Here is a 15,471-nt window from a genome sequence, read left to right as displayed (position 1 = left end):
AGTCATTGATTTTTCAATTTCATTGGATGAATGCCAACTTACAGGATAGAAGATTTTTTACATTTTCAATTGGTTTCAAAAATGTAAGTCGAAAAAAGGTATTTATGAGTTTCTCACAACAATCAATTCTTGCCAACCCGACTTTGTCGTCACTTGACATCGCTTATCGAAATTCCGACGGCAAGTTACAGGGAAAGCTTAGAACGAAACGCTAAGTAGGAGTTCCTAGAACTCAGAGTAAAACCAACAACGATTAGAAAATTTCCACTTCCTGTTTTTTCTTTCCTTTGATGTGATAAAGAATTAGATCTACGTCACTTGGGTCTACTCCGGAAATTTGACTCGCCTTTTCTAAAGTCATTGGTTTGTGGCTTTTTAATTTTTGAATGGCTTCTTTCTTTAATCCTGCAATCATTTCGTAGTTTATATCTTCCGGAATTGCAAGATCCAAATATTTATTTTTCCATTGGATTGTTTCAAGTTCTCTTTTAATATAACCTTCGTACTTAATTTCCATTTCAAGAATACTTTTTTCCAAATCAGACCAAGAGCTTACTTCAGGAATCATAAACTCTATATCTTTGATTTTAATCTCCGGACGTTTTAAAAAAGAATCTAGTTTCATACCAAATTTATAGTTTGTGATTCCTTTTTGATCCAAAAGATTTTGAAATTTATCTGAAGGTTTAAGCGGAATCTGATAAATTTTTTCTCGAACCGAATTTACTCTCTCGTATTTCTCCTTCATACAATCATAACTTTTCTGATCTACAAGACCAAGATCATATCCATATTTCATTAATCTTTGATCTGCGTTATCTTGTCTGAGAAGAAGTCTATGTTCTGCACGCGAAGTAAACATTCTATATGGATCTTCCACACCTTTGTGAACTAAGTCGTCGATCAAAACACCGATATAAGACTCACTTCTTTTGAACAACAATGGAGTAAGATTTCTTAAAGAATGAAGAACACTATAAGCCGCAACCAAACCTTGAGCCGCAGCTTCTTCATAACCTGTAGTTCCGTTGATTTGTCCCGCGTGATAGAGACCTTTGATCTTTTTTGTTTCTAAAGTTGGTTTGAGTTCGGTCGGATCTACATAGTCATATTCGATCGCGTAACCGGGTCTTACAATTTCCGCATTTTCTAAACCTTTCAGAGATCTTACTAACTTCCACTGAACTTCTTCAGGAAGACTTGTGGAAACTCCGTTGAGATAAATTTCAGAAGTTTCATATCCTTCCGGTTCAAGAAACACTTGGTGTCTTTCACGATCTGCAAATCGAACAACTTTATCTTCGATCGAAGGGCAGTAACGAGGGCCTGTGCTTTGTATTTGTCCAGAATACATAGGAGATAAATTTAGATTTTCATGAATGAGTTTGTGAGTCTCAGCATTCGTATAAGTAATGAAACAAGGAATTTGTTTTCGAGTAATCTTATCTGTGGAAAAAGAAAATGGAGAAGGATTTGAATCCCCTTCTTGAATTGTGAGTACACTTAAGTCCACAGAGTTTTTATGAATTCTTGGTGGAGTTCCTGTCTTTAATCTTCCTAACTTTAAATTGTATTTTGCTAAAGACTTAGAAAGACCTTTGACGGTAGGTTCACACATTCTTCCGTTTTCATTTTGATACGTTCCAATGTGAACAAGAGAAGACAAAAACGTTCCTGTAGTTAAGATCACGTGATTCGTAAAAATTTCAAAACCGCGACCTGTTCTTACTCCGATTACTTGATCGTTTTCGATGATCAATTCTTCAACGGTGTCTTGACGAATTGAAAGATTCTTCTCAGCTTCAAGAGTATGTTTTACTTTGAGTTGATATTCTTTCTTTTCCGCTTGAGCACGGGGCGCCCAAACACTCGGACCTTTGGAAGTGTTCAACATTTTAAATTGAATTCCAGTGTTATCGATCATCTTACCCATGATACCACCAAGTGCATCTACTTCTCTTACCATATGTCCTTTAGCAATTCCACCAATTGCAGGATTACAAGACATCTGACCGATTGTATCTAAGTTCATAGTGATTAAAAGAGTTCTCGCACCACCTTTAGAAGAAATATAAGCCGCCTCCGAACCTGCGTGACCAGCTCCAACTACAACACAGTCAAAACGATTTGGAAAAAAAGATTGGTTCTTGGATTCGATCATTTAAATTCAACTTCCTGAAAATTAATTATAAATTTTAGAATGAGATGTTTCTCAAGGTTTGAGTCTTACGATTGCAAGATGAATCGACAAGAGACCCAACATATTGATTCATGGAATTATATCACTTATCAGGTTCCTGTTCTATGGCAGAATCCATCAAGAAACTATCCTATTTCGAAGGAAAAATCGTTCCCGAGTCCGAAGCGAAAATTAGCATTCAAACTCATGCGCTTCAATATGGAACAACCGTCTTTGGTGGGCTTCGCGGCTACTACGATAAAGACACGGATAATATTTATCTTTTTCGTATCTTAGATCATTATCAAAGATTAATCAACTCAACTCGAATCATGCAGCTGAAATTAGATAAGATAAAAGAAGAGTTGAGAGACATAACGATTGATTTGATCCGCCAGTGTGGCTACAAAGAAAATATTTATCTTCGTCCCTTCGTTTATACATCGGCACTGCAGCTTTCACCTCGTTTTCATGATGTTCCGACACAACTCGCGATCTACATTCTTCAGTTGAACGACTACTTAGATACAAAACGAGGATTAAAAACGATGGTATCTAGTTGGAGAAGATTTGACGACGCAGTAATCCCAACTCTTTCCAAAGTATCCGGAGGATATGTAAATTCAGCTCTTGCAAAATCGGAAGCAGTTCAAAATGGATTTGATGAAGCAATTTTTTTAGATTCGAGAGGATTTGTAAGCGAAGGTTCTGCTGAAAATATTTTTTTAGTTCGAGATGGGAAGATCATTACACCCGGAATCAACTCCTCTTTATTAGAAGGAATTACTCGAAGAAGTGTACTTCAAATCGCAAAAGATAATGGGATCGAAGTAATCGAAAGAGATATATCCAGAAGCGAACTTTATATTGCTGACGAAGTTTTCTTTTCTGGAACTGGGGTTCAAATTGCTTGGGTTTCAGAAATCGATCATAGAAAAATCGGAAATTCAGCTATTGGCCCAATTACTCAAAAGATTCAAAACTTATTTTTTAATCTAGTGATTAACAAAGAAGAAAAATACAGACATTGGTTAACTCCAGTATATTAGAAAAGAATGAAATCGTTTCAGTTGGATGAAATTTTAGGACAAGAAGTTGCTCTTACTTTTTTAAAAAGATATATTTCCAAACCAGAAACCATTCCACCACTTTTAATTTTCCACGGGCCGGACGGAACCGGAAAAGAATCTGCATCCGAACGATTTATCAAAAACGTATTGTGTTTCGAAGGAACTTCGTGCGGAGTATGTGCTTCTTGTAAATCTTTTATACACAACTCACATCCGGATTATATTCGTTTTCCAGAAGAAAGCGGTAAAATCATTCCCATCGGAAGTGAAGATAATCCAGAAGAATTTTCGATCCGATGGTTGATCCGTTCTCGATTAAATTATCGTCCTCATCTTTCCAAATTTCGTTTTATTGTTTTTCCAGATGCGTCTCTTATTGGAAACGAAGCAGAAACAGCACTTTTAAAATCCTTAGAAGAAGCGCCTCCGTTTTCTAGATTTATTTTTATCGTAAACAATTTAGATAAACTCAAAGAAACAATCGTAAGTAGAGCCATTTGTGTTCCTTTCCAATACCTCAATCAAGAGGATCTTAGAAAAATAAATACAAACTTAGGTCTTTCTACATTTCCATTCCAAGGTGGAAGTCTTATATCATCCGAATGCCCCAAAGAAGTGTTAGATTTAGTTCAAGAAAAAATAAAAGATCGATTAGAAACAGGATTAGATCTTTTAAAATTGGAATCGTGGATTCTTTCCTATAAAGATGAACATCCAGAATGGAAGGAAAATTTTTCTTATAAAGAATTTTTAGAACTTGTAAGTCTTATATTAATGTACGAATACACAAGAGTTGATTACGAAAGTAATCTTTCAAAGTTAGAAGCCATCTTTCAATTTAAAACAGAACTTCACAAAAAGATAATTGGAATCGATTCAATTGCTCTTTCCAGATTATTTTTTAAACTTTCTATTTAGAATATATTCAAAATTTTGAATATATGTTACTCTACGATTACTCCTTTAACGTTAGTCAAAATAAAAAAGGAATCTATTGAATAATTGTGACATAATTAATTATTCAAAACATAAACAGATTCTTTTTTTAGTGAAAGTTTCTGATTCCGGAATTTTCATTTGAGTACAAGGCTTCTTTTAAAAATACTGTATTCTCATTCATTGAATTCTAGAATTGAAAAGTCTGTCAAATGTAGGAATTTTACATAGAAATCTCAGAGTCGAAAGTCATCCGAAAAAGTATAACCATATAAGAATTTAGTTTTTCGGAACACTATGTTTTGATAAAAATCTGCCGACAGTTTGTTTTAGCCGACTTCTTTCAAAATTTTGGAATGCTATAAATGAAAGATCAGTAAACTCAATCGAATTGAGAAAATTTTTTTAATTCGAACTTATATAAATTTCTTTAAGAGAGAGTTAATTGTTTTTGGAGGAAAAATTGAACCTAGTTTGGAATAAAATTTTGGAAGAAGTATCCAAAAAAATATCTCCGCAATATTATGAACGGTTCATTGATACACTAAAGTTAGAGACCATTAACTCTGAAAAATGTACAATCATAGCTCCATCTGCCACAATCAAAACGCACGTAGAAAGAAAATATCAAAGTATTATTGAAAATGCAATTTTAGAAACTTGTGGCGATAAGATTCCAGTGGAAATCTTAATCGAAACAAAAGCAGCTTCTCCTCTTCAGTCTATTCTTGAAAAATCTTTTGATCAAAAAGATTTTCAATTTAACCCAGATTATACATTTGAAACTTTTATTGTAGGGGATTGTAATCGTTTGGCATATACAGCTGCAAAAGAATGCGTTCGAAAACCTGCAGAAATCAATCCTCTATATATATTTGGAAGTGTAGGAGTAGGAAAGACACATTTACTTCACGCAATTGGATCAGAACTTACTAAAAAAGATCCATGGAAAACAGTATGTTATGTAGATATTTCTTCTTTTATGAATGAGTTTCGTTTTGCACTTCAATCCAGGGAACTTATCGAAAGTTTTAAGATTAAATATCAATCCTATAACTGTCTTATCGTAGATGATATTCAGCTTCTCTCTACGAATGCTGAAAAAACTCAAGATGAGTTTTTTGCATTGTTTAACTTTTTATTTGAAAGAAAAAGACAAATCGTAATCGCTTCGGATCGTCCTAGCTCTGAACTTGCAATTCATGAAAGACTAAAATCTAGATTTGTTACAGGTGTTCAAGCAGACATTCAATACCCAGACAGGGAAATTAGAAAAGGAATAGTAACTCATCATTCTAAAATTATGGATCTGGGTTTAAGCGAAGATATATTAGATTTTTTAGCAGATCAAATCGAAGAAGATACAAGACTTCTTTTAGGTGCGCTTAACGACATTTATCTATATAAAAAATCGTATTCTCTTCTTTTTTTAAATTTAGATAAAGTGAAAGAAATCGTAAAAAACAGACTTTATCGTAAAAAAAATATAGAATTTTCTCATGATCGGATTATAGAAGCCGTTGCGAAGGAATTTAATTTAAACACTGCCGAAATTATGGGAAAAAGTAGAAAGAAAGAATTAATCATTCCGCGTCATATATGTTTTTATTTACTCCACAATGTATTTAACGTGAACAAGTCCCAAGTTGGAAGACTTTTTCAAACTCAACACACCACAGTAATCCACGGAGTTAGAAAAACCGAGGAACTTCTTTCCAACAATAAGGAAATGCGTTTTTTAGTAGAACGAATTAGTTCCAAATATAAACTACAATAAGATTCATTCTACATTTGTAGAGATTGATATTCAAATTTACTCTTATAAAATTTTAGATACGTTTTATTATATAATTTTTAACGTGAGTTCGTGGAGAAATTCGTTTTATCTTAGAGTTGTCCTAAAACCTCAAAAAATTTTACGTTATAATTCTTTAAAATTTTTAATAAAATGCAGTAGTTCCTACAATTCATCACCAACCCCACAAGTTGAATAGGATTTTAGAATCAGAATGAACTCAACAGAACGGGCTTTCTATGGATCGCCGTTCTGGGCTCAAAAAGGCACATTTTTCAAGTGTTCCGACAAGAATGAGTCTTTTTACTTGCAAAAAGTATGTTTTTCTGATAAAGAAAACCTTTCCCCCCACCCAAAAATAGGGAAAACTCATCACAACGTTCTTTATGAATCGCGTTGTGGGGCGGGAACTAAGTTTTACAGAAGATTTTGTCGTAATTCCGACGATAGATCTTGAGATCCAATTATTTATGGGGTTGGTTATGCTACAAATTAGGTCGCATTTAGCAATTTACGAACCTTTCGAGCAGTTCTAATCTCGTTAAATTTTTGCAGTAGTTCCACATTTAAAGAATCGATCTGTAAAGTTTAGATTCCAATTTTTTTTTCAGAATCATGGGTTTGACCTGGTAACATAAAAGTAGACATTTTTTTCGCCAAAAATTGAGGTAAAAGATAAAGGTGAGAATGAAAAGAAGTAACTATCAATACGTCTGTTTCAAAACTTATAATATAACATTTCTTTTACAAAGGCCAACAATTTTGAATTAGGTGCAATTTGTAAGGTTTTGATGAATTGTTTTATTTAAAAATTATGAACCGAATTTTCAAAATTTAGGATTTGTTTTAAAATTCATGATGCTCTATTACACAAGGATCAATAAAATTCCTAAACTTAAATTTGACTTTTATAATCATTTTCAATAATTCTAAAAGCTCGAAGTACTTTTAAATAAATCACCTTTTATATAGCAGTATTTAATTTTATCAGCTCTTAGAATTTCTAAACCTGAGTTCATTTATCAAACACCATAATTCATCAATTTAATGTAGTACTTACAAAACACTTACTACGGTGTTATGTTGATTTTATAAAATAGAGTTGTTGAAAAATTCCATAGCAGTGATTAACAAAACTTGCTTCAATTGATAGTTTCCATGAAATAGAAACAAATGAGGAATTAATTTTTGAACAATTCTAATTAAGTATTATAAATTTTGCGTATTCTATTACGTGGTTTAGGCAAAATTTATCTCAATGTTTATCGTTTTAATTATTTTTAGAATTTAAAATCGATTCTAAAATCTAAAAATGTGGGAACTTATACAAAACTGAGAATTTGAAAGTAATACAAATTTTCCCAAAGAATGTATATAACCTGTTAATAACATATAGATTTAGTGTTTAAAAAATAAAATAAATCTGTAAATAAGACATAATGTAAGATTATTGTCACTTAGAAATGAAAAATCGACTTAGAATTATGTCGGAAAAGAAAATTCTCTTTTCAAAAAAAATGAGACATATTTCAGTATTCTTTAGGAATACAATTTTATGTACATATTTACAGGTACTACTCCTACAACTGTACAATAATAAGAACTTATTTAATTAAAAAGAAACTAGGAGAAAAAAATTGAAAATTAAAGTTAATACATCTGAATTCTTAAAAGCAATTCACGCCGTAGAAGGTGTAATTACTACAAGAGAGATTAAATCTATATTATCAAATCTTAAAATAGAAGCCGAAGGAAAAGAAACCTTTCTCTCTGCTACCGATCTCGAAATTTCAATCAAAACATCTGTACCTGCTGACGTAACTCAAGAAGGGAATGTTTCTCTACCTGCAAAACAACTTTCTAGCTTTTTTAAAACAATCCATTTTGAAGATACAAATTTGTCTTTAGAAGAATCGGATAGTAATTCTTCTATCGTTTACATTACCGATGCTTCTGGTAAAAACGATTATAAATCCAAAATCAGTGGAATGGATGCTGATGAAATTAAAACAATTTCAAAAATTGATTCTTCGCAAGTATCTTCTTTCCCTAGTACTTTGATAAATGACATGATTCGTAAGACTTCTTATGCAATTGCACATGAAGATCAGAGATTTATATTTAACGGTCTTTATATGATTCCTAACGGAGATAAACTGATTTTTGTTGGAACGGATGGAAGAAGACTTTGCAAAATTGAAAGAACCCTTCCTTCCCCATTACAGTTTAAAGATTCTATTATAGTTCCTGCAAAAGCGATCCGGGAAATTTCTAAAATGATCGCAACTTCTGAAGTTGGAAATATAGGTTTAATTGACGGTCAAATTTATGTTTCTGCAAACAACATTGAACTATTATGTAAATTGATTGAAGGAAATTTTCCAAACTACGAACAAGTCATTCCTAAAAATACTAAATTTTCTACGAGCATTTCTAAAGAAGAATTTCAAGTTTCCTTACGACAAGTTTTGACCGCTGCAGAAGAACCTTCCAGACAAGTAAGACTTACATTCAGTAAAAATAATTTAAATTTATTCGCTCAAACTCTTGGTGCTTCTGAGGCAAGTATTAACAAACCAATCGAATATTCTGGGGATGAAGTCACGATTGCATTCAAAGGTGAATATCTCATGGATATTTTTAGATCGATTGACGACAACGAAGTTAAAATAGAATTTTCAGATGCAAACTCTCCGGTTATTTTTAAAGATCCTTCTGATCCTGAATTTATTTCTGTGATTATGCCTATGAAATTGTAATAGTATTATAATTTTATTATATAATATTAATTGCAAAAATGAAATTTTTATAACTAAGTTTGATTTTAAGGTTTGTATCTTTTAATTTAAAGCTCAGCCAAAAATCTAATTGTATTTTATCAAAAAGATCAACCTACAAAAATAGGTTCTAGTTTTGGTACTGGTTTATTATAAAGTTTTGTTTTACTGAGTTCTATAAAATTAGGTACCATGAGTTTTATTGTAAAAAATTGTTTAAATACAGAATATTAAACACTGTTATATAATTCTGAGTAGAAAAAGCTGACGTATCATTTTAAAAAAATGAAATTGAGAAAAATAGAAATCCACATCGTTTTAGTAATGAAGTTTATTAAAAAGTTTATAAACTAAAAAGACATGTTTTGTAAAAGTTACTTTATTGTATTAATGTGAAAGTAATCGATGTGAGCGAACTCGGCATCCCGCTTCTATGGGCGATCAATAGATCGCTTTCTATATTAAAACTAAAGAAGATTATTGTATCATATTTTTTGCATACAATTTTACGACCAGAACTGAGAGTCCGGTTTGTTATAGACAAGTCAGATTTGCCCGATTTTATTGTGCTAAACTCATTTAATATTAAGATTTTTAAATATTTCTTTTAAAACTTTAAATAGTCTTTTGGTTATGTATTATAATGTTTTTAAAACATCTTACTATTCAAAACTTTAGAAACCACGAAGAACTGAGTCTAGATTTTGATTCCAGGCTTATTTTTTTTGTTGGAGATAATGGAGAAGGTAAAACTAATCTTTTAGAAGCGATTTGTATATTATCTTGGTTAAAAAGTTTTCGCGAATCTGAAGATTCAAACCTTATTCGATGGGGTTCTGAAAATTATTTTCTCAGAGGAAAAATTAAAAATAACCTAAAAGAATCCGTTTTAGAAATTGGATTTACTTCTAAACCATCTGTTAAAAGAAAATTAAAATTTAATCAAGAAGAAATAAAAAAAAGAACAGATCTAATCGGCAAGTTTATCACTGTATTATTAACTCCGATGGATTTAAAAATTATAGAAGGTGGTCCGGCGGAAAGAAGAAAGTTTATAGACGCTTTTATTTCTTCCTTTGATCCTTTTTATCTTGAATTTTTATTAGAATATAATAAAATTCTAAAACATAGAAATGCGCTTTTAAAAAGTGGAAATCTAGATATTTCTCATCTTTCTATTTGGGATAAAAAAATCGTAGAAAAAGGGATCTTTATACTCAACAAAAGAAGAGAAGTTGTTTTGGAATTAAATTCTTTTTATAGGGTTAATTTAGATAAACTGAGCGGAGGAAAAGACGGACTCGAATTAATCTATAAACCTAATGTAAAAGACCAAGACGAATTTTTAGAAAAACTTAACCGTAATTTAAGTAGAGATTTAAGGCTTGGTTATACTTCAGTAGGAATTCACAGAGATGATCTTTTTATTGGAACCGATCAAAGAGATATTACCGAATTTGGTTCCCAAGGTCAAAAAAGAAGTACCGTGATCGCTTTAAAGGCGGCAACTTTTAATTATTACAAAGATATTTTGAACACCATTCCCGTTTTATTAATTGATGATGTCATTCGAGAGCTGGACGTAAAAAGAAGAGAATACTTTGTAGATCTTGTAGTTACTGCGGGGCAGGCTTTTTTTACTACGACGGATTTAGAAGGAATTCAAGATTATGTCGGTAAACTTAAGGATCAAAAGCAAATTTTCCTAATTCGACAAGGAAAAGTCGAGCCTATAAAATGAAAGACGATTTAATTTCATCTAAAAAGATCGAAACCTCCGAATTTCGTTCTATTTTAAATCAAATGGGAATTACGGAAGAAAATCTCCAAGAAAAAATTTCTATTCATACTCTTAAAAACCGTTGGAAAGAAATTGTTGGCCCAGTGTTCGCTTCTAATTCCGAAGTCAATTCGATTCAATTCGGTAAACTTAGAATTCTTGTATCCCATAACGCGTATAAACAAGAGTTACTTTTTTTACAAAATCGTATCATCAGAGAATCCGCTCGATTTTTAGGAAAAGGAATCGTTCGTTCTATTGAGATTTCCATCGGTAAATTAACAGCTTCTTATTCTATTACGAATACCGAGACCAAAGAAAAAAAAGGTTTAGAAGGCAAGGACCATTTAATTGCAATTCTCGAAAAAGAAACTGATCCCGAAATTAAAAAACGTTACCTAGAGATTCTTCAATATCTTTAAGGATTCGATGAATTTCCTTGCCTCCCTATGGTTTTCAGGAAAACTATTCCTGAGGTCCGAAAAATATGAGCCAAGAAGAAACAAGCTACAGTGCCGGTCAGATTAAAATTTTAGAAGGTCTAGAAGCTGTTAGAAAACGTCCGGGAATGTATATCGGAACTCAGGACGAAACCGGGCTTCATAAAATGGTTTACGAGGTCGTGGATAACTCGGTTGACGAGGCCATGGCTGGTCATTGTACAGAAATTAAAATCAGTATTTTACCGGATAACATCGTTGAGGTGAAAGACAATGGTCGAGGAATTCCAGTCGATATTCACCCCGACAAAAAAATTTCCACAATCGAAGTTGTTATGACAATCCTTCACGCAGGTGGTAAATTTGAAAATGATGCCTACAAAGTTTCTGGAGGTTTACATGGGGTTGGGGTTTCGGTAGTGAATGCACTTTCCGAATATCTGGAAGTTGAAGTTCATCAAAAAGGGAAAGTCTACACTCAAAAATACGAAAAAGGCGTTCCTGTTTCTTCGGTTCAAATTCAAGGAGATTCTTCGGAAAGGGGAACCATAGTTCGTTTTAAACCGGATGCCACCATTTTTACCACAGTAGATTTTCAATTTGACGTTCTTTCTGCACGTTTTAGAGAATTAGCTTTTTTGAATAAAGGTTTGGTTTTAGTTGTCGAAGACCATAGACGCGGAAAGGAAAATATTTTACGAAACGAATTTCAATTTTCCGGTGGAATCGTTTCTTTCGTGGAACATATCAACGAAAACAAACATCCCATGCACAAAGTGATTCACTTTGAACGAAATAAAGACGACGTTTTGGCTGAAATTTCGATCCAATATTCGGAAACATATACGGAAAACATATTCTGTTTTACAAACAATATAAATAACAATTTAGGTGGAACACATTTAGAAGGTTTTCGTGCGGCTCTTACAAGAACATTAAACGACTTTTTAAAAAAGGATTCTACCCTTTCTAAAAAACATCCAACAGGTCTTTCCGGAGAAGATGTAAAAGAAGGATTAACAGCTGTTATATCGATTAAAATTCCTCAACCTCAATTCAATTCCCAGACAAAAGAAAAATTAGTGAACGCGGAAATCAAAGGGATTATGCAAACCTTAAGTTCAGAAGGTTTGACTTTATTTTTTGAAGAGAATCCGAATATTACAAAAAAGATATTAGAAAAATGTATTCTTTCCGCTAAAGCAAGGGAAGCCGCTCGTAAAGCTAGGGATCTTACTCGAAGAAAAACGGTTTTAGAAGGTGGTGGTCTTCCAGGGAAACTTGCGGATTGTTCCGAAAAAGATCCGGCACATTCTGAACTTTATCTTGTCGAGGGCGATTCTGCGGGTGGTTCCGCAAAACAAGGAAGAGATAGAAATACGCAGGCGATTCTTCCTTTGAAAGGTAAAATTCTAAACGTTGAAAAAGCAAGACTAGATAAAATCCTTTCCAGTGAAGAAATACGAGTTTTAGTTTCAGCTTTAGGAACCGGAATCGGAGAAGATGAATTTAATATAGATAAAATTCGATATCATAAAATTATGATTATGACTGATGCGGATATAGACGGTTCTCATATTCGTACTTTGCTTCTTACATTCTTTTTTCGTTATATGCGTCCCGTAATTGAAAGAGGTTATCTTTATGTTGCACAACCTCCTTTGTATTTAATTAAACACGGCAAAAATTCTACTTACGTTTATTCGGATAAGGAAAAGGAAGAATTATTAAAAAACATAGGTGCGGAAAAAGTGGTAATTCAAAGATACAAAGGTTTAGGAGAAATGAATCCGGAGCAACTTTGGGAAACTACGATGGATCCTTCCAACAGAGTTGTACTAAAAGTTAAGTTAGACGATTTCGTGGAAGCAGAAGAGACATTTAATGTTCTTATGGGTGACGAAGTTCAACCTCGAAAACAATTCATAGAAGTAAATGCGGCTAAGGTAGCAAACTTAGATCTTTGATCGAAAGGGGATTTTGAAATGAGTCAAGAAATGGAAAATGAAACCAAAGTCCTAAGCTATAATATTGCTGGAAAACCAGATATTGCAGATGCTCTTAAAAACGGCGTAAGAGTTATTCCTGTAGAAATCGAAGATCAGATGAAAGAAGCGTATTTAGGATACGCTATGTCTGTGATCGTTGGGCGTGCCCTTCCAGATGTAAGAGACGGATTAAAACCGGTTCATAGAAGAATCCTTCATGCTATGAACGAACGTGCATGGAGAAGTGATCGTCCTTATGTTAAATGTGCTAAAATTGTTGGGGAAGTAATCGGTAATTATCATCCTCACGGAGACGCATCTGTTTACGAAGCGCTTGTGAGAATGGTTCAGGAATTTTCCTTAAGAGTTCCTTTGATTGATGGACAGGGAAATTTCGGTTCTATCGACGGAGATAACCCGGCGGCTTATCGATATACGGAAGCAAGGCTTGAAAAAGTTGCCGAAGAATTATTACGCGACATCGAAAAAGAAACTGTTAGTTTTTCACCTAACTATGATGATACGAAAGAACAACCGGATGTTTTACCTGCAAATTTTCCAAACTTACTTGTAAACGGTTCTTCTGGGATCGCGGTAGGAATGGCTACAAACATTCCTCCTCATAACCTTAGGGAAACTATTGATGCAGTAATCGCGGTCATTCGAAATCCGGAAATTACAATTCCAGAAATTCTAAAAATTATACCTGGTCCAGATTTTCCTACTTCCGGAATTATTATCGGAGGGGAGGGGCTGATCTCTGCTTATTCTACCGGAAAAGGTTCAATTCGAATTCGTTCTAAAGTAGAAATAGAAGAAAAGAAAAATGGAAGAGAAGTAATCGTAGTCACAGAAATTCCATATCAAGTAAATAAAAAAGTCCTTCTGGAAAAAATTGGAGATCTAGTTAACGAAAAACAAATCGAAGGAATTTCAGAAATTCTAGATCTTTCCGATCGAAAAGGAATTCGTGTAGAAATTCATATTAAAAAAGATGCAAATGCTCAAGTCATTCTAAACCAACTCTACAAGATGACTCAACTTCAGGTAAGTTACGGAATCACAATGCTTGCGATTTTAGATAACAAACCTAAAATTTTTAATATTAAAGAAATATTAACTGCTTACGCGGCCCATAGAAGGGAAGTTATCGTTAGGAGAACGCAGTTTGATTTAGATAAGGCGGAAAAAAGAGCTCATATTTTAGAAGGTTTGAAAATCGCTTTAGAAAATATAGAAGATGTGATTAAAGTGATTCGTGCTTCTAAAAATCCTCCAGAAGCAAAACAACAATTGATGATTCGATTTAGTTTATCTGAAGTTCAATCGGATGCGATTCTGGAGATGAGATTACAAAGACTTACTTCTCTTGAGGTTCAGAAGATCATAGATGAATTGGAAGAAGTGAGAAAGCTTATCATCGATCTAAAGGATATTCTCGCAAAACCTTCTCGTGTAAATGAAATTGTTTGTACAGAACTTCAAGAAGTTGGAGATAAATACGGGAATAAAAGAAAAACAGAAATTTCTATTGAAACTATAGAGAGTTCTTCATTTAACGCAGAGGATTTAATCGCGGATGAAGAAATTGTAACTCAAATTACTTATGATCAATTTATCAAGCGTCTTCCTATAGATACTTTTAAAAGACAAAAACGAGGTGGTAAAGGAATTCAGGGTCTTTCTCAAAAACGAGATGATGTAATTAAGATCATGAAAGCTGCAATGACTCATGATAATATTATGTTTTTCTCTAATATAGGGAAAGTTTATGTAATGAAAGCCTACGAATTACCAATTGCTTCTAAAGAAGCAAGAGGAAAATCTCTCAAAGCAATCATCAACTTGAGAGAAGACGAATATATCTCTTCCGTTTTTACGTTTAGAGGAGAAGATATGGATAAAGATCTTCTTTTGGTAACAAGGAAAGGATTTATTAAACGAATTCAATTAAAAGAGTTCGGAAATGTTAAAAAGTCTGGGATTATTGCAATCGGACTTAGAGAAGGAGACGAGTTAATCAAAGTAGAATCGATGACCGATAAAGACGAGGTTATGATCTTTTCTAAAAAAGGGTTAGCTCTTCGAATTGAAGGTAACATCATTAGAGCCCAAGGAAGAACCGCTAGTGGTGTTACTGGGATGAGACTTGCAGAGGACGATGCGATTGTAGGACTTAGCAAATATAAAGAAGGGGAAGATATATTTGTAGTTTCGGAAGAAGGTTATGGAAAACGTCTTGGCTTTGAAGAATTTGCCGCAAAAGGTAGAGGCGGCAAAGGAATGGCCTATTTAAAGATAACCGAAAAGAACGGATTTTCCGTGGGAACAGGTTCTGTTGGAAGCGAAGACGAAATTATTCTAATCACTCAACAAGGGATGACAATCCGAATTAATGCATTCGATATTTCTAAATTAGGTAGAACTGCTGTAGGTGTTCGTATTGTGGATTTAAAAGACAACGATAAGGTTCAGGATTTTACAGTTCTAGGAGAAAATTGATTTT

At 33.2% G+C, this 15,471-nt stretch carries 10 protein-coding genes; 9 read left to right on the top strand and 1 reads right to left on the bottom strand.

All coding sequences use genetic code 11. The annotated features are described in order from the left end of the window. Positions 1-215: hypothetical protein (locus BW942_RS21625; RefSeq protein ID WP_139325928.1), on the top strand; the 215-nt coding region annotated here is incomplete at its 5' end. A 38-nt stretch (positions 216-253) separates the two neighbouring features. Here BW942_RS21625 and mnmG read toward each other — a convergent pair. Next, positions 254-2,161: a tRNA uridine-5-carboxymethylaminomethyl(34) synthesis enzyme MnmG gene (mnmG, locus tag BW942_RS10440; protein WP_000572985.1), complete on the bottom strand. Its 1,908-nt coding sequence runs from the start codon at positions 2,159-2,161 to the stop codon at positions 254-256. Positions 2,162-2,304: 143 nt separating this feature from the next. On the opposite strand from mnmG, the gene BW942_RS10435 reads away from it, so the two are divergent. From BW942_RS10435 to gyrA, 8 genes are all read left to right on the top strand, one after another. Beyond that, on the top strand, positions 2,305-3,228 hold the full coding sequence (locus tag BW942_RS10435) for a branched-chain amino acid transaminase (RefSeq protein ID WP_000841027.1): 924 nt from the start codon (positions 2,305-2,307) through the stop codon (positions 3,226-3,228). A 6-nt stretch (positions 3,229-3,234) separates the two neighbouring features. Then, on the top strand, positions 3,235-4,167 hold the full coding sequence (locus BW942_RS10430) for a DNA polymerase III subunit (RefSeq protein WP_000834729.1): 933 nt from the start codon (positions 3,235-3,237) through the stop codon (positions 4,165-4,167). 463 nt (positions 4,168-4,630) lie between these two features. Beyond that, positions 4,631-5,962 (top strand): chromosomal replication initiator protein DnaA, encoded by a 1,332-nt coding sequence (dnaA, locus tag BW942_RS10425; protein ID WP_000478209.1) that lies wholly within the window; start codon positions 4,631-4,633, stop codon positions 5,960-5,962. 1,655 nt (positions 5,963-7,617) lie between these two features. Then, a complete protein-coding gene (dnaN, locus tag BW942_RS10420; protein ID WP_000695822.1) occupies positions 7,618-8,739 on the top strand; it encodes a DNA polymerase III subunit beta in 1,122 nt (373 codons plus the stop codon). Positions 8,740-9,400: 661 nt separating this feature from the next. Beyond that, positions 9,401-10,498 (top strand): DNA replication/repair protein RecF, encoded by a 1,098-nt coding sequence (gene recF, locus BW942_RS10415; RefSeq protein WP_000478836.1) that lies wholly within the window; start codon positions 9,401-9,403, stop codon positions 10,496-10,498. Further along, positions 10,495-10,959 carry a DciA family protein gene (locus tag BW942_RS10410; RefSeq protein WP_000650727.1) on the top strand — a complete coding sequence of 155 codons (465 nt, stop codon included), beginning with the start codon at positions 10,495-10,497 and terminating at the stop codon, positions 10,957-10,959. Before recF ends, BW942_RS10410 begins: the two co-directional genes overlap by 4 nt. 65 nt (positions 10,960-11,024) lie before the next feature. Then, a complete protein-coding gene (gyrB, locus tag BW942_RS10405; RefSeq protein WP_000076460.1) occupies positions 11,025-12,944 on the top strand; it encodes a DNA topoisomerase (ATP-hydrolyzing) subunit B in 1,920 nt (639 codons plus the stop codon). Between the two features lie 18 nt (positions 12,945-12,962). Then, a complete protein-coding gene (gene gyrA / locus BW942_RS10400; RefSeq protein WP_017861868.1) occupies positions 12,963-15,467 on the top strand; it encodes a DNA gyrase subunit A in 2,505 nt (834 codons plus the stop codon). Positions 15,468-15,471 lie beyond the last annotated feature (4 nt).

This window comes from Leptospira interrogans, from assembly GCF_900156205.1.
In the GTDB taxonomy this organism is placed as follows: domain Bacteria; phylum Spirochaetota; class Leptospiria; order Leptospirales; family Leptospiraceae; genus Leptospira; species Leptospira interrogans.
Note: the sequence above shows the minus strand (reverse complement) of the source record. Positions and strands in the feature narration are given on the sequence as shown.